This window comes from Rhizobium sp. N731, from assembly GCF_001664145.1.
GTDB lineage: Bacteria > Pseudomonadota > Alphaproteobacteria > Rhizobiales > Rhizobiaceae > Rhizobium > Rhizobium esperanzae.
In genome coordinates this window covers 120801-140077 of sequence record NZ_CP013606.1, presented here as the reverse complement: position 1 = coordinate 140077, position 19277 = coordinate 120801, and the positions used below count along the sequence as shown (strand labels likewise).

General features: G+C 60.5%; 16 protein-coding genes. 9 read left to right on the top strand and 7 right to left on the bottom strand.

Annotation, left to right across the window (positions count from 1 at the left end; genetic code table 11):
- Positions 1 to 337 precede the first annotated feature (337 nt).
- Positions 338 to 2455 carry a carboxy terminal-processing peptidase gene (locus tag AMK02_RS28085; RefSeq protein ID WP_064808212.1) on the bottom strand — a complete coding sequence of 706 codons (2118 nt, stop codon included), beginning with the start codon at positions 2453 to 2455 and terminating at the stop codon, positions 338 to 340.
- Positions 2456 to 2686: 231 nt separating this feature from the next.
- Here AMK02_RS28085 and AMK02_RS28080 point away from each other — a divergent pair, with 231 nt between their 5' ends.
- Positions 2687 to 2986 (top strand): hypothetical protein, encoded by a 300-nt coding sequence (locus AMK02_RS28080; RefSeq protein WP_064808211.1) that lies wholly within the window; start codon positions 2687 to 2689, stop codon positions 2984 to 2986.
- Positions 2987 to 3048: 62 nt separating this feature from the next.
- On the opposite strand, the gene AMK02_RS28075 is transcribed toward AMK02_RS28080, so the two are convergent.
- From AMK02_RS28075 to AMK02_RS28060, 4 genes are all read right to left on the bottom strand, one after another.
- On the bottom strand, positions 3049 to 4248 hold the full coding sequence (locus AMK02_RS28075; RefSeq protein WP_064808209.1) for a mandelate racemase/muconate lactonizing enzyme family protein: 1200 nt from the start codon (positions 4246 to 4248) through the stop codon (positions 3049 to 3051).
- A 17-nt stretch (positions 4249 to 4265) separates the two neighbouring features.
- The gene (locus tag AMK02_RS28070; protein WP_064808207.1) at positions 4266 to 5627 is read right to left on the bottom strand and encodes a mandelate racemase/muconate lactonizing enzyme family protein; all 1362 of its coding nucleotides are present in this window, start codon (positions 5625 to 5627) and stop codon (positions 4266 to 4268) included.
- A 61-nt stretch (positions 5628 to 5688) separates the two neighbouring features.
- Complete coding sequence (locus AMK02_RS28065) at positions 5689 to 6855, bottom strand: mandelate racemase/muconate lactonizing enzyme family protein (protein WP_064808205.1); 1167 nt, start codon at positions 6853 to 6855, stop codon at positions 5689 to 5691.
- 52 nt (positions 6856 to 6907) lie between these two features.
- Positions 6908 to 7618 (bottom strand): GntR family transcriptional regulator, encoded by a 711-nt coding sequence (locus AMK02_RS28060; RefSeq protein ID WP_064808822.1) that lies wholly within the window; start codon positions 7616 to 7618, stop codon positions 6908 to 6910.
- 205 nt (positions 7619 to 7823) lie between these two features.
- Here AMK02_RS28060 and AMK02_RS28055 point away from each other — a divergent pair, with 205 nt between their 5' ends.
- From AMK02_RS28055 to AMK02_RS30920, 8 genes are all read left to right on the top strand, one after another.
- Positions 7824 to 9302 carry an ABC transporter substrate-binding protein gene (locus AMK02_RS28055; protein WP_064808203.1) on the top strand — a complete coding sequence of 493 codons (1479 nt, stop codon included), beginning with the start codon at positions 7824 to 7826 and terminating at the stop codon, positions 9300 to 9302.
- Positions 9303 to 9374: 72 nt separating this feature from the next.
- Positions 9375 to 10334 carry a carbohydrate ABC transporter permease gene (locus AMK02_RS28050; protein ID WP_064808202.1) on the top strand — a complete coding sequence of 320 codons (960 nt, stop codon included), beginning with the start codon at positions 9375 to 9377 and terminating at the stop codon, positions 10332 to 10334.
- Positions 10331 to 11221: a carbohydrate ABC transporter permease gene (locus AMK02_RS28045; RefSeq protein WP_064808201.1), complete on the top strand. Its 891-nt coding sequence runs from the start codon at positions 10331 to 10333 to the stop codon at positions 11219 to 11221. The genes AMK02_RS28050 and AMK02_RS28045 overlap by 4 nt, the downstream gene beginning before the upstream one ends.
- An 11-nt stretch (positions 11222 to 11232) precedes the next feature.
- Positions 11233 to 12330, top strand: a complete 1098-nt coding sequence (locus AMK02_RS28040) for an ABC transporter ATP-binding protein (protein WP_064808200.1) — start codon at positions 11233 to 11235, stop codon at positions 12328 to 12330.
- Positions 12331 to 12363: 33 nt separating this feature from the next.
- A complete protein-coding gene (locus AMK02_RS28035; RefSeq protein WP_064808199.1) occupies positions 12364 to 13524 on the top strand; it encodes a mandelate racemase/muconate lactonizing enzyme family protein in 1161 nt (386 codons plus the stop codon).
- A 21-nt stretch (positions 13525 to 13545) separates the two neighbouring features.
- Complete coding sequence (locus tag AMK02_RS28030) at positions 13546 to 14292, top strand: ribonuclease activity regulator RraA (protein ID WP_064808197.1); 747 nt, start codon at positions 13546 to 13548, stop codon at positions 14290 to 14292.
- Between the two features lie 275 nt (positions 14293 to 14567).
- The gene (locus AMK02_RS28025; protein ID WP_064808195.1) at positions 14568 to 15581 is read left to right on the top strand and encodes a methyltransferase; all 1014 of its coding nucleotides are present in this window, start codon (positions 14568 to 14570) and stop codon (positions 15579 to 15581) included.
- Between the two features lie 157 nt (positions 15582 to 15738).
- Entirely contained in the window at positions 15739 to 16095 is a 357-nt protein-coding gene (locus tag AMK02_RS30920) for an RT0821/Lpp0805 family surface protein (protein WP_082240388.1), read from the top strand.
- Positions 16096 to 16213: 118 nt separating this feature from the next.
- Here the strand turns inward: AMK02_RS30920 and AMK02_RS28020 are convergent, their stop codons facing one another.
- Together AMK02_RS28020 and AMK02_RS28015 are read right to left on the bottom strand one after the other, a co-directional pair.
- Positions 16214 to 17584, bottom strand: coding sequence for an alpha-glucosidase/alpha-galactosidase (locus AMK02_RS28020; RefSeq protein WP_064808193.1), 1371 nt, complete (start codon positions 17582 to 17584; stop codon positions 16214 to 16216).
- Between the two features lie 22 nt (positions 17585 to 17606).
- Positions 17607 to 19274 (bottom strand): ABC transporter ATP-binding protein, encoded by a 1668-nt coding sequence (locus tag AMK02_RS28015; RefSeq protein ID WP_064808191.1) that lies wholly within the window; start codon positions 19272 to 19274, stop codon positions 17607 to 17609.
- Between the last annotated feature and the right edge of the window lie 3 nt (positions 19275 to 19277).

Genomic DNA, 19277 nt, shown 5'->3' with positions numbered 1-19277 from the left:
CACTGCTGCGAGCAGGTGCGATGGCGCCAATGATGAAGATCACTCGTTCGGTATTGGCATCGATATCACTGGCAAAGGTCGCACGCGGTATCACGGTGATCAGTCGCCAATCTTCGAAAGGCAACTTGCCCGACGACACGAAGACCGGACCGAGGATTTATCTGTCGACCTGCGTCCGAAAGCTGTCAAGGCGCCAGGAGCTCAGTAAACCTGCTCAGCCTTGATATGCTTGGCGATAGCCCGACACCGACGGTGCAGTGATGCGCTGGGCCCTGCTCGCAGCTTCTTTGTGTTGCCTATTTCGAAAATGGGCCCGCACTGCGGCGCCGGGTTACGCCTATTTCTGCTCCGCCTTTCCCGGCTGCTTCGTGGCTGCCTCTACAGCGCCGCCCTGCAAATCCGCCTCGTCCCCGACAATGGCGGCAGCCTCATCGAGCAGGACGTCCTTGGCCTTTTTGCGGGCATTTTCCATGGCGATATCGGCGGTCAGGCTGCGCTCGTCCGCCTGCAGGCCATCGTCGCCGGCAAGATCTTCGCCATCGCCGGCTTCGGCGCGAGCCTTGAACCGAGCTTCCCGGGCGGCCGCTTCCTTGCGGCGTTCGGCTTCGTTCAGGGAAACGACGCCCTTCTCGCGCTGCGCCTTCAGATCGGCGATGTCCTGCAACAGACGCTGGAAATCCTGATCGCTCTTGATCCGCGCATCGTGGCGGCTCTGCAAAGCCGGCAGCAACGCCGTAACATCGCCTTCCGGCGCGTATTTCGCCGGCTTGATCTCCGCCCACGGCAGGGCATTGTCATAACTGGTCTCGCCGAAGCTCGCAGGATCGGACAATGCGGGCAGGCTGACATCGGGGGTGACGCCGCGCAGCTGCGTCGTGCCGCCGTTGATCCGGAAAAACTGGGCGATCGTCACCTTCAGCTCGCCGAATTCGGGTTTGCTGTTGTGAACCACCTGGTCGAGATCGACGACCGTCTGAACCGTGCCCTTGCCGAAACTGGGCTCGCCGATGATCACCCCGCGGCCGTAATCCTGGATCGCCGCGGCAAAGATCTCCGAAGCCGAGGCCGAGCCGCGGTTGATCAGAACCCCCAAGGGACCTGTCCAGGCCGGCGTTGTCAGGTCGGCGCTCTTGACCTCGATCTTGCCGTTGCCGGCGCGCTGCTGAACGACCGGGCCCTTGCCGATGAAGAGACCGGTGAGATCGATCGCCTCATCCAGCGAACCGCCGCCATTGTTGCGCAGATCGATGAGAACGCCATCGACCTTTTCCTCGTTCAGTTCGGCGAGAAGCTTGGCGACATCGCGGCTGGCGCTCTTGTAGTCTTTGTCGCCCTTGTTCTTGGCTTCGAAATCCTCATAAAAGACCGGCAGGGTGATGATGCCGATCTTGCGCGTGGCCTCGCCCGCCTTCACCGACAGCACGGTTTTCCTGGCGGCCTGCTTGTCGAGGCTGATCTTGTCGCGCACCAAGTTGACGACACGGTGCACGCCGTCTGCGCCGGCATCGGCCGGCAGGATGTCGAGCCGCACCACCGAACCTTTCTTGCCGCGGATCATCTGCACGACTTCATCGAGGCGCGTGCCCACCACCTCCTTGATCGGCCCGTCCTTGCCTTGGCCGACGCCGGTGATGCGGTCGCCGACGGCGAGCTTGCCGGAGAGCTGCGCCGGCCCGCCGGGCACGAGTTCGCGGATCGTCGTGTAATCGTCGCGCTCCTGCAGCACCGCGCCGATGCCGAACAGCGACAGCTTCATCGAGACATTGAAGTCGGCGGAAGCCGCCGCGCCGAAATAATCGGTATGCGGGTCGATCGAGTTCGAATAGGCATCCATGAACGACTGGAAGACGTCGTCGCTCTTGAACTTGTAAGCGCGCTCGAGCGTGTTTTCATAGCGTTTATCGAGCGTTTCGCGGATCGCCGCGTCGTCTTTGCCGCCGAGCTTCAGCCGCAGCCAGTCGTTCTTGACGCGCTTGCGCCAGAGATCGTTGCTTTCGGCTTCCGACTGCGGCCAGGGCGCCTTGTCGCGCAGCACCGCATAATCTTCCTTGCCGCTGAAATCGAAGCCCTGCTTGAGCAGGCTGCGCGCATAGGTCATGCGGTCGACGACGCGCTGTTGATAGGCGTTGAAGATCGCAAACGGGATCTTCAGGTCCTGCCGCTCGATGGCATCGTCGATCTCGCTGCGGTCGGCCATGAACTTGTCGATGTCGGCCTGCAGGAAGAGCATGCGGTCGGGATCAAGCGACTTGACGAACTGATCCATCACCCTGCCCGACAGGGCATCGTCGAGCGGAACCGGCTTGTAGCTGTATCGCGAGAGAAATTGCGCGCTGAGCTCAGCCGCCTGCGCCTGCCGCGTCAACGGCTTCAAGACCGGTGGCGCTGCGACCTCGGCATAGGCGGACGGGGCGAGTGCAAGAAATGCACCGAGAAAAACATAGGCTATGCGCATTCAGTCTTGATCCAATTCTTAATGCCGAGGGTGGATGTGAACTAAGTGAGGCAATTGTGGTTTTTTGGCAAGCAGGGGAGAATTGTTGGCCGGCGAAGCCAGGAAAAAACCATCCGGCAATGAATATTGCGGCGGCGCGCAAGACCGCACCCCCGTGCGCTCGGAAAGTTTGAGTTGACCGTTTCGGGTGGCGAGGCGACAGTTGATCTGCAGCAAGGCAGGAGGAACATGATGGACGAGCAAGACCGCTGGCGCCAGATGGCAAGCGCACCGAGAGACGGCAGCCGCATCCTGGTGACGATCCGTGCGTCCGAACAGGGGCCGGCGGAAGTCGACCTAGCCTATTGGTCACATGGCGATCAGTTCGGCGGCGAAGGCTGGCGCGCCTCGGATTCCTCGCCCGGGCACATCATCGAATATGCCGAGCCGGAGTTAAAGTGCTGGATGCCGATGCCCTCGGCCAATCGCACCTCGATGCCCTCGCCCTGGCAAGGCGAAGACGACGAGCAGCTGGATGGGTCGGGCATTTGAGGACTGGCGCAAGCCCTGTTTCCTGGCGCCCGACAAGATAGGCACGGCAGGTGGAGCAAGGTTCAGTCGAAAAAGCCCGCATCCTCTTCCCTGAGGTATCTCCCGGCCGCTTCAGCGTCGATGTCGAGGCCCAGCCCCGGCGCTTCCAGTAGATCCACCATGCTGTCCTTCACGATCTCAGGCGGCAAGCCGATTACCAGATCCTCCCACCAGGGGTCCGAAGCAGTCGGATATTCGAAGGCGACGTAATTTGCCGGCAACGTGGCGCAGACATTGATCAGCGCGCCGAGACCGAGCAGCCCGTTAGCAGTGCCATGCGGTGCCATCAGGATCGAGTGCATGTAGGCATGCTCGGCGACCCATTTGAGCTCGGCGATGCCGCCAATATCGGCTGGATCGGGGCCGATAACGCGGACTGCCTGCGTCTCGATCAGGTCCTTGAAATTATGCCGGAGGTAGATCTGCTCACCAGTGTGGATCGGTGTCGAAGTGGAGGTTGTCAGTTCCCGGTAGGCCTGCGGATTGACCCACGGCACGTAGTCGCCGGTCAGCATGTCCTCGAGCCACATCAAATTGTACTTCTCGACCGCACGAGCGAACTTGATCGCATCCGGCAGCATCCAGCCCGGGCCGCAGTCGAGCGCCAGGCTGACCTTGTCGCCCAGCACTTCCTTCATCGCGATCACGCAGTCGAGCATGTGATTGAAACCCCGCTCGCTGATCACGCCCTGATCCATGGCGCCGTGATAGCCGGCCTTCTTCTGCGTCACCCCGTAGTGAAAGCCCTCGATGGTGTCCTTCATGTTGGAGTGGAACGAGATTCCCTGCTTGATCATGAAGAAGTTCTGCGGCTGCCCCATCATCCATTTGACGTCAGCGGCGTAATCCTCCGGCCGGTCGCCGGTGCGTTTCTGGCGGACCGAACCGTTGTAGACCCGCACCTTGTCGCGCACCTTGCCGCCGAGCAGCTTATAGGCCGGCAGACCCGCGGCCTTGCCGGCAATATCCCACAGCGCATGCTCGATCGCGCTCACCGCCGCGCCGTATGGCTTGAAAGAGCCGCGCTGGCGGATCTTCAGCATCACTCTCTCGACGTCGGTCGGGTCCTCGCCGATCAGCGCCTCGCGGAAATGCAGCACCCAGGGCTTGAGATAGGCCTTGGTGAATTCGACTTCGCCCAAGCCATAGAGGCCCTCGTCCGTGACGATGCGGACGATCGGGTGTTTGCCGATAACGGCACAGCGCAGGTCGGTGATCTTCATCTTCGGCCCTTTTCGTCTCAGCTCCAAGTGCGATCCCAGGAATATTCATCGTCCCAGTGATCCGTAGGCTGCCAAATGCCGGCGACGCCCGGCTGCAGATGCTGCGAGATCACCTCGTCGACCACATCGTCGATCCCCAGGCCCGGCTTGTCCGGAACAGTGATGAAGCCGTCCTTCACCAACGGCTTGGGAAGGCCGGTGACAATATCGTCCCACCAGTCCACATCGGCGGAGTGGTATTCGAGCGCCATGAAGTTTTCGGTCGCCGTCGCAACGTGTGCGGCGGCTATTGCGGCGATCGGACTTTCTGCCATGTGTATGGCCATGGGAACACCATGGTCCTGCGCCATATCCCCGATCTTCTTGGTCTCGAGAATGCCCCCACTGGTGAGCAGGTCCGGATGGATGACAGAGACGCCGCCGCTCTTGAGCAGAGGCTCGAAACTCTCCTTGAGGTATATGTCCTCGCCGGTGCAGATCGGCACCGTGGTGGAATCCTGCAGTTGTCGATACTGCTCGGTATATTGCCACGGGATGACATCCTCGAGCCAAGCCGGCACGTATTTCTCAATTCGCCTGGCAAGGCGAATGCCGTTCTGCATGGAGATATGGCCGATATGGTCGATCGCAAGCGGAACCTGCATGCCGATCACCTCACGAACCTCGGCGATGTATTGCTCGAGCAGGTCGAGGCCCTTGTCGGAAAAGTGCAGGCCGGTAAACGGATGCTGGACGTTATGCAGATCGTAGGCTGCGTTGCGGACAAGCCGCTCTTCAATGGTCTTCAGCGGCCCGCGACTGGGACGGTCGCGGTATCCTTCCAGTGAGCCGGCGGGAAACACGACCGCACCGGGCACATCGGCGATCTGCATCAGTCCCAGGTCCATCTTGAGGAACGTGAAGCCGAGCTCCATGCGCTGCTTGAGGCGCTTGCCGGTCTCGGTGCCGCTCGGCACGGTGGCGTCAGTATCGCAGTAAACGCGCACTTTCTCCCGAAAGCGGCCGCCGAGCATCTGGTAGATAGGGACGCCATAGGCCTTGCCGGCAAGATCCCACAATGCGATTTCAACCGCCGATACGCCGCCGCCTTGCCGGCCGTGCCCGCCGAACTGCTTGATCCGGCGAAACATTCGATCGATGTTGCAAGGGTTCTCACCCAGCAACCGGCTCTTCAGCATCAGCGCGTAGGTGGCGCTGGCGCCGTCACGGACCTCGCCAAGCCCGACAATGCCCTGGTTGGTGTAAATCTTCAGCAGCACCGAGGTGAACGGCGCGTCGACAATTTCGGCTACCCGCATGTCGGTTATGCGAAGCTCGGAAGGCTTGGAATGCGTGTTGACCCGATTGAGCGCCTCGTCGGCTCCATATGCCTCTGGCATGATTTATCCTCATTTCGGTCGGCGGGATCGTTGCCGCACACGACGGCGGCGTAGAGCATTGCTAGGCCAGCTCAATCTCGTGGCCTTCAAGGTAGTCGCGGTTCATCTCAACGCCGAGACCGGGCTTCGGTGTAAGCTTTAGGCTGCCGTCCGAAACATCGAGCGGCCTGTCGATGAGGTGATCGTATTTGCCCAGATTCCACTCTGACGTTTCAAGCTTGTAGAAATTCGGAACGGTCATCATCACCTGCGCTCCGGCAACTACGTTGATCGGTCCTGCGGCGTCATGCGGCGAGACCGGGATGTAGTAGGCTTCGCACAGGGCGGAAATCTTCTTGAGTTCGGTAATGCCGCCGGTCCAGGTGACATCGGGCATGATGTAGTCGGCGAGCCTGTTTTCGAGCACCGGCACGAAATCCCACTTCGTGTGGCCGCGCTCGCCCCACGAGATAGGGGCGCTGATCTTCTCGCGGACCTGTCTGAGAGCATTCAGGCTCTCCGGTGGGCAGGGCTCCTCGAACCAGTCGATTTGGCCAGCTTCTTCGAGGCTCCGACAAAGGCGAATGGCGGTGGGAACGTCGAAGCGGCCATGCGCATCGATGAGGATGTCGACATCTGAGCCCGCCGTTTCGCGGATCAGAGCGGTGAGTTCTGCGGCTTCGCGTTCATCCTTGCGGGTCATGCTGCCATCGAGGTAGCCGTCCCGCTGTTCGCGAGGCCGTCCATCGGCAGTGCTGCCCTGGTAGGGGAAGGGATCGAACTTGAGCGCCGTGTGGCCGGACTCGACGATGTCTCGAATTTCCCTGACCACCGCTTCTTTGCTGGTAAACTTGGCTTGGTTTGGATGGGTGTAGAGCGCAATTTGATCGCGCACCGGTCCGCCCAATAGCTCGTATATCGGCTTGCCAAGCACTTTGCCTCGGATGTCCCAAAGGGCTATGTCGATGGCGCTCACGCATTCGACGGCGGCGCCGCGACTGCCCATGTAGGTGAAGCTGCGGAATATCTTGTGCCAAAGATACTCGATGCGCGCCGGGTCTTCGCCCATCAACGCGGCGCCGATCTGCCGCAAGATCGTGCAGAGGGCGCGATTGGCGAGCCTTGTCGTGGTGGTGATCTCTCCCCAGCCGCTCACCCCCCCGTCGGTCGTCACTTCGACAAACAGAAACTCTCCCCAATAAGAAGCATCCGAGCTGATGAGCCACGGCCGGACGTTGGTGATTTTCATCTCAACTGCCTTTACCTCAGGTGTTCCGGGTAACGATAATCATGCCAAACGTTCATCCTGCGCGAGCGGCGTTGCGCGCACGCATGTGTTCGAGGATGTGCCGCCCTGAGCCTTCGACATGGCGCGCAATAAGTTCGGCTGCCTCGTTAGCGCTTCCGGCTTTGACATGCGCGATGAGCTCGCGGTGTTCACTCAGGATCGCCGCACGCCGGGCAAGCGTAAAATCGAAGCGGCGGCTCACGGCTCGAAGCACTTCGCGATGCTTCCACCAAAGCTCGGCGGCATGGCGGTTGTAGTGCTTCCGGTACATGACGGTATGAAAGGCGGTGTCCAGTTCGCTATGCCTTAGCGTGTCGGCAAAGTTGTTCTCTTCAATGAGGCTTTGGATGCGTTCGAGTTCAGCAATGTCCTCCACCGTCGCCATATTCACGAACCAGCGCGTCAGTGACGGCTCGATCAAAACGCCTATCTCGTAGATATCCCGAACAAAATCCTGATCGATGGGCCGGACGCGCGCTCCGCGATTGGGAACGAAGGTGACAAAGCCCTCCCCGCGCAACAGTTGCAAAGCCTCCCGCACCGGGTTGGTCGAGGTGCCGTGGCGCCGGGCGAGATCGGTGATGACGAGCCGCTCGTTGGCCGCGAGCCGCCCTTCGATGATGTCGTCCCTGATCAGTTGGTAAACAGACGCACCCTCGCTCGACGCCCCTGTAGCGTCGATCCCCTCGGGCGGCTGCGCTTTAAATTCGCTTGTTTCGGTCAAGACCGTCCCCAATCCATACACATATTCACGAGATATCATGCAAAACTTTCCAAAACAATGTACGATTTTCTTTGGTTGACAGACAATCCTTGACATGAAAACGTATGATAAGGTCGAAGGGATACATTAAGTGGGAGAATCCCACGACCTGGGAGCAAGACCGCCTCAATGCAGAGCGGCTTGGGACAAACCTGGGAGAATACCTATGACGAGTCTTTCGCTCGGCGGTGTCGTTGTACGCGGCACTGTATCCGCTGCTTTGATGGTATCGTTGATGTCCGTGTCTGCGCTCAGTGCGCCGGTCGATTTGAGCCAGTGGTCACCGCAATATGTGCGCTCCATCGCCGGCACGCAGGAGTTCGACACGGCGGCTGATTGCGGCAAGGTCACCCCCCTCGACTACAAGGGCCGGCTGACATTCTGGTATCAGGGCGTGTTCGAGGGCGATCCCGACCTGCTGCGCCAGTATTACAAGGACTTCTTCGAGAGCTTCCGCAAAACCTACCCAAACATCCAGCTTGAGGAACAAGCCCTCACCTATAACGACCTGCTGGACAAGTTCCGGACCGCGCTTCTTGGCAACGCAGCGCCGATGGCGGTCCGCCTGCAGATCCTGGGCGGCACCGAGTTCGCCGCCAAAGGCTATTTGCAGCCGCTCAAGCCCGAGGATGTCGGTTATTCGACCGAGGATTTCTGGCCCGGCGCAATGAAGGCTGTTACTTGGGAGGGGGTGACCTACGGCATCCCAACCAACAACGAGACGATGGCGTTCATCTGGAACGCCGACATCTTCAAGCGTGCAGGCCTCGATCCGGACAAGGCTCCGGCAACCTGGGATGACGTCGTCAAGTATTCCAAGCAGATCCACGACAAGCTCGGCATTGCCGGTTACGGCCTCGTGGCTCGCAAGAATGCCGGCAACACGCCCTACCGCTTCATGCCGCAGCTGTGGGCCTATGGCGGCGGCGTCTTCGACGAAGCGACCGCCAACCCGACCTATAAGCAGGTCGAGCTCAATAGCCCGCAGAGCAAGGCCGCATTGCAAGCCTCCTACGACATGTATGTTCGTGACAAGTCGGTTCCGGTTTCGGCGCTCACCAACCAGCAGGCCGACAACCAGCCCCTCTTCCTCGCTGGCCAACTCGGCATGATGATCTCGCACCCGTCCGACTACAACGTCATGCTCGACCTGCAAAAGAAGACGACGGGCAGCGACAAGGAAAAAGCGCAGACCGTCATCGACAATATGCGCTACGGCCTCATTCCGACTGGCCCAGACGGCAAGCGTGCCGTCGTGTTTGGCGGCTCCAACATCCACATCCTGAAGCCCGAATATGTCGAGGGCGGCAAGGTCGACGAGCCGGCTGCAAAGGCTATCATCTGCATGTGGACGAGCCCCGAATGGTCGCTGAAGATGGCCTATGCCGGCTCGAACCCGGGCAACCTGAACGGCTTCAAGACCAAGTGGATGAAGGAACGTCTTGATAACATCAAGTTTCTCGATGTCACGACTTCGATGCTGCCCTACGGCATCCCGTTCCCGGCGCTGCCGCAGTCGCCGGAGATCATGAACATCATCGTCCCGGATATGCTACAGAATGCCCTGACCGGGGCCATGACAGTCGACCAAGCAGCGGACGACGCAGCCAAGAAGGTGAAAGACCTGATGGACGGCGGACTCTAATCATCCTGACGATCTGACCGGCTGCAGCTTTGATTGCAGCCGGTTTGTTCCGAAGAATAAGGGCACCGCACAGTGACGATCTTGACTGGCAAGGCCGAGCCTCACCGAAGACTGCAATCCGATCGGTTCGGCGTGCTGCGAAACATCTTGGAGCATCGCGCTGACTATGCGTACGTGCTTCCCGCGATCGCCGTGATGCTTATCGTCATCGCCTACCCGATCTACTACACGATCGAACTGTCGTTCTTCAATACACCGCCTGGCCTGCAGCTCCGGGACAAGATCTTCGTCGGCCTCGACAACTACACCGCCATCCTCACAAGTCCGGTGTTCTGGAAAGTCACCTCGAACACTCTTATCTGGACACTGGGATCCACTCTCATCTCATTTGTCCTGGGATTTGCCTGCGCTCTGGCGCTCCATCGCGACTTTGTCGGCCGCGGAATTCTGCGGGCCATCCTGATCATTCCCTGGGTCATCAGCGCGGTCGCCGCCTCCTACATCTGGAAGTGGATCTACCATTCAGACTTTGGGATAATCGGCGCGGTGCTCGTCGGCCTTGGATGGGCCGATCGGCCGCCGAATTTCATCGACAGCGTCAGCACGGTGCTGCCCTCGTTGATCGTCGTCAATATCTGGCGAGAGTTTCCGTTTGCCATGATCATGATGATGGCTGGCCTGCAGACGGTTCCCGACCAGTTGCTGCGCGCCGCAAAAGTCGACGGAGCCAACGCATGGCAGCGGTTCTGGCACGTCACCTTTCCGCATTTGAGAAACGTCTCGACGGTCACAATCCTTCTGCTGGCAGTGGCCAACTTCAATTCGTTCATCATTCCCTGGATCATGACCGGCGGCGGGCCCTCGAACGCGTCGCATATCTGGATCACCCACATTTATGAACTCGCCTTCGGCCGCCAGCGCTGGGGAGTGGCATCGGCCTATTCGGTGCTGCTGTTCCTGATCCTGATGTCGCTCGGCTACTTCTACGTCCGCGCGCTGAGCGGGAATGAGCAGAAGGATGGGAGCGCATGAGCACAATTGCCGAGGCTACTCATAGAGGCCGGATCCATCGCCGCGTGCGCATCGACGGGTGGCGGTGGGGCGGACGCATCTTCCTTGTGTTCATGTTGCTTTACACCGCATTACCGATGGTCTGGATGCTGATCACCTCGATCAAGTCCGGTTTCGCTGCCATGCAATTCCCGCCGCAATGGTGGCCGGACCAACCAACCCTCGCCAGCTACCAGAAATTGCTCGATCCGCAAAATAGCGTCGGCCAGGACTTCCTGCGCTTCTTCTGGAACAGCCTTTTCGTTTCCACCGCTACGACCATCCTTTCGGTGATCGTGGCCGTTCCTGCGGCCTACGCGTTTTCGCGTTTCACCTTTCCTGGCCGCAACTTTCTGTTCTTCGCCGTTTTGCTTCGCAACATGTTCCCGGCAGTGATCTTTCTCGTGCCGCTCTTCATCCTGATGCGCGCGATCGGGCTGGTGAACACGCACGGGTCGCTTGTTCTGACTTACCTTACATTCGGCCTGCCACTGGCAATCTGGCTCCTCAAGGGCTTTTACGACAATATCCCGGGGCAACTCGAGCAGGCTGCGCGCATCGACGGGGCAACGCGGTTTCAGGCCTTTCTCCTGATCGTCATGCCGCTCTCGGCACCAGGAATCATCGCCACCGCGATCTATTCGTTCATCGGCGCCTGGAACGAGTACATCTACGCCTACACCTTTCTCTCCAAGAACGAGCAGCTGACTCTGCCGGTCGGCATCCAGCGCTTTTTCTCGGAAAACACGACGGACTTCCCGGGCCTTATGGCGGCCAGCTTCATGATGAGCGTACCCGTCGTGGTTCTGTTTCTCGTTCTGCAGCGATACTTCGTACGCGCCCTCACGGAAGGCGCAGTCAAGCATTAGGGGAGTTGCCGGTGGCCCACGTGGTCCTCAAAGATCTGGTCAAGACCTATGGCGGCTTCAAAGCTGTCAACAAAGTTTCTCTGACGGTCAACGACGGCGAATTCGTTGCGCTCGTCGGCCCTTCAGGCTGCGGCAAGACAACCACGCTCAATCTTGTGGCGGGGCTCATCCCTATCACATCCGGCGACATCGTCATCGGCGAGCGGGTGGTCAACGACCTCGACCCCAAGGACCGGGACATCGCAATGGTGTTCCAGAACTACGCGCTCTACCCGCAGAAATCCGTATACAAAAATCTGGCGTTTCCGCTGCAGATGCGCAAACTGCCACGGGACGAGATCGACAAGAAGGTCAGGGAAGCAGCGCGGGTGCTCGACATGACGCAGCTCCTCGAGCGCAAGCCACGCGAACTTTCGGGCGGCCAACAGCAGCGCGTGGCGCTCGGCCGTGCGCTCGTTCGCGATCCGGCGGTATTCCTGATGGATGAACCGCTTTCCAACCTCGACGCAAAACTGCGCGTACAGATGCGGTCGGAGATCAAACGTTTTCACCAGGATCTCAAGGCGACGATCATCTATGTGACGCACGACCAGCTCGAAGCGGTCACCATGGCCGACAGGATGGCGGTGATGAACGGCGGCTATCTGCAGCAATACGATACCCCAGCGCAGGTCTTTGCCAATCCGGTGAACATGTTCGTCGCCAGCTTCGTCGGCAGCCCGGCGATGAGCCTAATCCCGTTGGAGGCATCAACGGCAAGCGGTGACAATGTGTTGATCAGCGCGGAGGGATGGCGCCTCGAGCTTTCGCCAGAAAATGCTCATAAAGTTGCAAGGTCATCCACCAAGAAAGTCGTGCTCGGCGCGCGCCACTCGACGATCAAGTTGCATAAGAGTGCGACGCCTGGGAGCATCCCTGCCAAAGCCTACACAGTGGAGCCGACCGGTGATGTCACCTTCGTCCAGGCGTTCCTATCAGGCGCCATCGTCAATGTCAGCGTGCCGCCGACCATTGCCGTCACGCCTGACGAACAGATTTGGCTCGAGTTCGATCAGGAGCGGATGCATCTGTTCGACGGCGAAACAGAAATGGCGCTGAAGGTCAACTGAGACCAAGCGGATGCGTGTGGGACGAGGGCGTGGATGACGAAGCTTTACATCACGGCGATCAAGCCCTACCCAGTATGGGTAGGAACGCGCAACCAGATGCTGGTCAAGGTCGAGACCGACAGCGGCATCTTCGGCTGGGGCGAGAGCGGCTTGAGCGGTCGCGAAAAGGCCGTTGCCGGTGCGATCGAACATTATCGCGAATTTCTCATCGGCCGTGACGCGATGCAGACGGGTCGGATCTGGCAGGAAATTTATCGCAGCCAATACTTCGAAGGCGGGCGCGTTCTGCAGGCGGCGATTTCCGCAATCGACATCGCCCTTCACGACATCAAGGGCAAGGCGCTGGGGGTTCCAGCCTACGAACTGCTGGGCGGGAAGCAGCGCGACCGCATTCCGACCTTCGCCTCGACCGGGGACGAGGCCGAAGGCGAGGTTGCCATCGAACGAGCCCGCGAACTGCGCGCACAAGGGTGGCAGGCGATCCGCTTCTTCCCGATCGGCCAAAACAGCAAGGACATCTTTGAGCCGCGGGAGTCGATCGGCCCTAGCGCGGCAATGCTGAACAAGGCGCGCCAGGCGCTGGGCGACGACGTCGTCCTCGGCATCGATTATCATCATCGGCTGTCGGTGGCAGAGGCTGCGAGCTTCTGTAACAAGCTCGACCGCGGCGTGCTTGATTTCCTCGAGGAGCCAATACGAGACGAGACACCCGAGGCCTACGAATCCCTGCGCACCATGACCGACATCCCGTTCGCAATCGGCGAGGAATTTGCCAGCAAGTGGCAATTCCTGCCCTACATCGAGCGCGGCATCCATCAGTTCAACCGGCTCGATGTGTGCAATGTGGGCGGGCTCACCGAAGCGATGAAGGTCGCGGGCTGGAGCGAGGCGCACTATGTGGATCTGATGCCGCACAATCCCCTCGGCCCAGTCTGCACGGCCGCGACCATCCATCTCGCCGCCGCGGTGCCGAATTTCGCCTGGCTCGAGACCAGGGCGCCCGAAGCGAAGCTCGGCTTCGACAATTCCGACTTCTTCCCCGTGCAACCGCGGCTCGACGGCCCCGATTATCCGGTCAGCGATCTGCCGGGCCTCGGCGTCGAGGTCAACGAAGAGGCGATCAAGGCGGAGAGCTTTCGTTTCTGGGAAGCGCCGCACCTGAAGCGCCGCGACGGTTCTGTCACAAACTGGTAGCTTCATTCACCGGAGCCTAAAATGACGCATACGCCCGATATTACGCGACCGCCCAGAGACATGATCGACGCACTGAAGGAGATCGGCGCCGCGACGGTTTCCGGCACGCTTGGCCACATGGGCTTCCGCAATCCGCACATGGTCGGTCCCGTACCGCAGACCCGCGGGAAGTCGATCGTTGGACCGGCGCTGACGCTTCAATTCCTGCCGCAGCGGCCGGACCTCTTCACCGAGGGAGAATATGCGGACCCGGAGACGCAGTTGCACCGCCATGTGCTTTATCACGTGCAGGAGGGCGATGTGGTCGTGGTCGACGCGCGCAGTGACATGAGCTCAGGCGTCTTTGGCGATATGATGTCGACTTATTTCAAAGGCAGGGGCGGCGCCGGCATCGTGATCGATGGGTGCATGCGCGATCGGCCCAATGTCGAGAAGCTCGATCTCCCTTTGTGGCTGCGCGGCTGGACGCCCAACTACCATGTGCAGACCGGCATTTATCCCAACGCCGTCAACGTCCCGATTGCCTGCGGCGGCGTCACCGTGATCCCTGGAGACATCATCGTCGCCGACGATGACGGGGTGGTGGTGCTTCCAGTCGCAATGGCCCCGAAGGTAATCGAAGAATCGCAAAAGCATCACGATTGGGAGGAGTTCTCGCGAGCGAAGCTTATGGAGGGCGGGTCGTTGCAGCGCTACTATCCGCTGCATGATGATGCCCGAACAGAGTACGAAGAGTGGCGCAAAATGCACCGTCTGGGAACAATCTAGACAATGGATTGCTTCAAAGGGCGACGAAATTTGTGAGGCGTTGCCGGTGATCCGCGACTCAACTTCGCAGTGAAAGTCAGGTGTCGGAATCACCGCTCAGCCGAGCTCTTGGCTAGTGATTCTTGATTAATTGTACCCCACCGTAAAACGCTCTATTTTTCTTGCGGGGTGCCGCGACGAGACGAGACGTTCTGCTTCGCAGCGCCGTCGGACCACTTCGGTTTCGCACCAATCCCAGGTGCCGTTCGACGACACAATCTACGAGGAGACGAGCGATGCGCGCAACGACGCCGGACAACATCATGCAGCTTGGCATGGGGTTCTGGGCCTCCAAAGCCATGCTAAGCGCAGTCGAGCTCGGTGTCTTCACCGAGCTTGCAGCCGGCCCGGCCGACCTGCCCGAGCTGCAGGCTAGGCTGAAACTGCATCCCCGCTCGGCCCGCGACTTCCTCGACACCCTGGTGGCCCTGAAGCTGCTCGAACGCGAGGATGGCCGCTATCGCAATGCCACTGATACGGACCTCTTCCTCGACAAGGCGAAGCCATCCTATATCGGAGGCATCCTCGAAATGGCCAATGCCCGGCTCTACGGTTTCTGGGGCTCGCTTACCGAAGCCCTGCACACGGGAGAGCCGCAGAACGAAGCCAAGCACAGCGAGGACTTCTTTGCTGCGCTATATGCGGAGCCGGCACGGCTGCGCGGATTCCTCGCGGCGATGAGCGGGATCAGCGCCGGCGCGGCGCAGGCGATCGCCGCGAAGTTCGACTGGTCGAAATACACGACCTTCGCCGATGTGGGCGCGGCGCAAGGCATGGTACCGGTGGTGATCGCCCGGGCCCATCCGCATCTCCAGGCCCTCGGCTTCGACCTGCCTGCCGTGCAGCCGATATTTGACGAGTTCGTCGCCCGTCACGGCCTTGCCGACCGCATCCGCTTCCACAGCGGCAACTTCTTCGACAGCCCGATGCCGAAAGCGGATGTGATCGTGATGGGGCATATCCTCCACGACTGGGATCTTGCCGAGAAGAGGATGCTGCTGGAAAAAGCCTTCGCCGCGCTGCCGAACGGCGGGGCCCTGATCGTCTACGACGCCGTCATCGACGATGAGCGCCGCAGCAACGCCTTCGGCTTGCTGATGAGCTTGAACATGCTGATCGAGACCCGCGGAGGGTTCGACTACACCGGTGCCGACTGCCAAGCCTGGATGCGCGACGCCGGTTTCGTGTCCACACGCGTCGAGCCGTTGCTGGGACCGGACTCAATGGTGATCGGATTCAAGCCCGAATGATCGGAAACGGCGAGCTCGGCGGTGTTGAGTAAGTTCGATCAATGGCGCGATGTCGATCGCCTTGCTCTGACCCCGACCCGTGAAGGCGGCGCTGCCCTCCCCAAAGTTGACGCGCCGTGGGGTTGAAATAGTCGTCTTCAGATCCATCATTTTCTGCATGAAACGAATAGTCATCATTGCGTGCGCGTGCGTGGCGTTTCTCGCCGCCTGCTCACGCACCGAACCTCTCGAAGTGTCTGCCGCGCCTTCCGTTTCACCAGGCGCCGCCCCAGTCAGCGATCAAGCTGTAATTGCAGATGTGGTTGGCCGCGGAGCCGTGGGAACGAAAGCTCTCGCCTGGGCAAATCCGTCGACTGGGAGCGCCGGAGTTATCGAACAGATTGACACCCACGATAGGCTTGATGGATGCCGTGGTTTCGTAACAAGTCGCCAGTCACTTGAGGGTACTACGCGCTTTGGTGGCGTAGTTTGTCCCTCTGGGAATTCTTGGAAGTTAGGAGCAACGACCCACTAGTCTAAGCCGATTAACTTATTCGACGAGGCCCCTCGTATCCATTACAAGATTTTTACGCAAAGCCCCGCGGTCGTTGCCACACCGCGGGGCTTCTCGACGCCTCACCCGGGAGAGGGGATCAGGCGGCCTGGACTTTACGGTTCGTGCGGGCCCATTCGGGCAGCCAGTCGCCGTGGGCGGCGAGCAGGTCGTCGACCAGCGACCAGATCTGGTCGAGGTCGAGCTCGGCCGCCGTATGCGGGTCCATCATCGCGGCGTGGTAGATGTGCTCGCGATTTTCGGTCATCAGCGCTTGCACCGTCAGTTCCTGCACGTTGATATTGGTGCGCATCAGTGCCGTCAGCTGCGGCGGCAGGTCGCCGATGAACGTCGGCTGGATGCCGGAGGCGTCGACGAGGCAGGGCACTTCGGCGGCGCAATTTTCCGGCAGCGAGGTGATGCAGCCATTGTTGCGGACGTTGCCGTAGATGACCGAGGGTTCGCCGGTCCAGACCGAATTGATGATCGAGGAGGCATATTCCTTCGACGGCTCGACCTCGATCTTGTCGGCCGAGCGATAGGCCTCGGCCTGGCCCTTCCAGCGCTCGATCTGCTCGATGCAGCGCTTCGGATATTCATCGAGCGGAATGCCGAATTTCTCGATCAGGTCCTCGCGCCCCTCCTTGATGAAATAGGGCGTGTATTCGGCGAAATGCTCCGAGCTTTCGGTGACGAAATAGCCGAGCCGCGTCAGCATCTCGTAGCGCACCTTGTTCGGGCAGCGCGGGTTCCAGCCGGGCTTCGGCGCCCTGCCCTCGCGATAGGCGCGCAGCAGATCCGGATAGAGGTTGCGATAGGAGCCGTCGGCCTGGCGATGCTCGAATTTGAGATAGAAGGCCATGTGGTTGATGCCGGCGGCGCGATAGCGGATTTCCTCGTAGGGAATGTCGAGATCGTGCGCCAGTTCCATCGCCGTGCCCTGCACCGAGTGGCAGAGGCCGACCTGGCGGATCGTCGGATATTTCTCGGCGATCGCCCAGGTGTTGATCGCCATCGGGTTGACGTACTGCAGCATGATCGCCTCGGGGCAGACGGCGAGCATGTCCTCGCAGACCTTCCAGAGATGCGGCACGGTGCGCAAGCCCCGCATGATGCCGCCGACGCCGAGCGTATCGGCGATCGTCTGGCGCAGGCCGTATTTCTTCGGCACTTCGAAGTCGGTGACGGTGCAGGGCTCATAGCCGCCGATCTGGAAGGCGACGACGACGAAATCGGCGCCGGCCAGCGCCTTGCGCTGGTCGGAATAGGTCTCGGCCTTGGCTTTGACGCCGAGCGTCGAGATCAGCTTGTTGACGACGATGGCGCTTTCTTCCAACCGCTGCGGGTTGAGGTCCATCAGGGCGATTGTTGCGCCCGAGAGCGCCGGACGCTGCAACACGTCGCCGATGATGTTCTTCATGAAGACGGTGGAGCCAGCTCCGATGAAGGTGATTTTGGGATTTCCTGCCATTATAGCCTCCGGCATTCGATAATCATGCTACCTCGAAAGCGGCCTTGACGAGCCGTTCCGTGTAAGCGGTCTTGGGATGGGTGAGAACTTCGTCGACGGGCCCCTCTTCCATGATCTTGCCATGCTGCATGACGATGACGCGGTGGCACAGCGCCCGGACGACCTTCAGATCGTGGGAGATGAAGAGGTAGCTCAGGCCCCGCTCGTCCTGCAGCTTGCGTAACAGTTCGATGATCTGCGCCTGGACGGAGAGGTCGAGTGCAGATGTCGGCTCGTCGAGCAGGATGAATTCCGGCTCCAGCGCGATGGCGCGGGCAATGGCGATGCGCTGGCGCTGGCCGCCGGAAAATTCATGCGGGAAACGCGACAGGATATTGCCGGGCATGCCGGCGGCAACAAGCGCCTCACGCACCCGGTCCTGCCGCTCGGCCCTCGTGGCGCCGAGCTTGTTGACGACGAGGCCCTCGTCGATGATCTGGCCGATTGTCATGCGCGGGTTGAGCGAGGAGAACGGATCCTGGAAGACGATCTGCATGCGGGCGCGCAGCGGCCGCATCTCGGCCCGGGACAGCCCGTGGATCGGCTGGCGGTCGAAATAGATCTCGCCGGCCTGGGGCGTGTTCAGCCGCAGGATCGCCTGGCCGAAGGTGGTCTTGCCGGAGCCGGACTCACCGACCAGCCCGAGCGTCTCGTGGCGGCGCAGCATCAGGCTCAGGCTGTCGACGGCGACGAGCTCGCGCATCTGAGGTTTGAGAATGGTACCATGGCGCATCATGAAGCCGACGCGCACGCCCCTCGCGTCGAGGATGATATCCGATCCTTCCGGCAGCGGATTGGCCTGGCCGCGCGGCTCGGAGGCGAGCAGGTGTTTGGTATAGGCGTGCTGCGGATTGGCAAACAGCGCTTCGGTGACGTTGTGCTCACGCACCTCGCCATGCTGCATCACATAGACATAGTCGGAAAACTGGCGCACGACCGTCAGGTCGTGAGTGATGAGGATGACCGCCATCCCCAGTTCCTTCTGCAGGTTGCGGATCAGATTGAGGATCTGCGCCTGCACGGTGACGTCGAGGGCCGTCGTCGGCTCGTCGGCGATCAGCACGTCGGGATCGTTGGCGAGCGCCATGGCGATCATCACGCGCTGGCGCTGGCCGCCGGAAAGCTGATGCGGATATTGCTTGAGGCGCGCGGCGGGATCGGGGATCTGCACATGTTCGAGCAGTTCAAGCGCCCGCTTTTCCGCATCCCGCTTGCTGATCCGGCGATGCACGCGGATCGCCTCGACGATCTGGCTGCCGATCGTATAGATCGGGTTCAGCGAGCTCATCGGCTCCTGGAAGATCATCGAAATGCGGTCGCCGCGCAGCTTGCGGCGCGCCCGCTCGGAGAATTTCAGGATGTTGCTGCCGTCGTAGGAGACGGTCGAACTGCCGGAGACGACGGCGCGTTTCGACAGCAGCCCCATCACCGTCCTTGCGGTCACCGATTTGCCGGAGCCGGATTCGCCGACGATCGCGATCGTCTCGCCGCGATAGAGCTGGAAGGAGACGTCCTTGACGGCTTCGACCATGCCGTCCTCGACCTTGAAATTTACCGCGACGTTGCGGGCATCGATGATCGGCGTGTCCGAGCGGCCGTCATGATCGTGACGGACGGGCGGGGCGAAGGAATTGACCAGTGCAAGAGCCATATC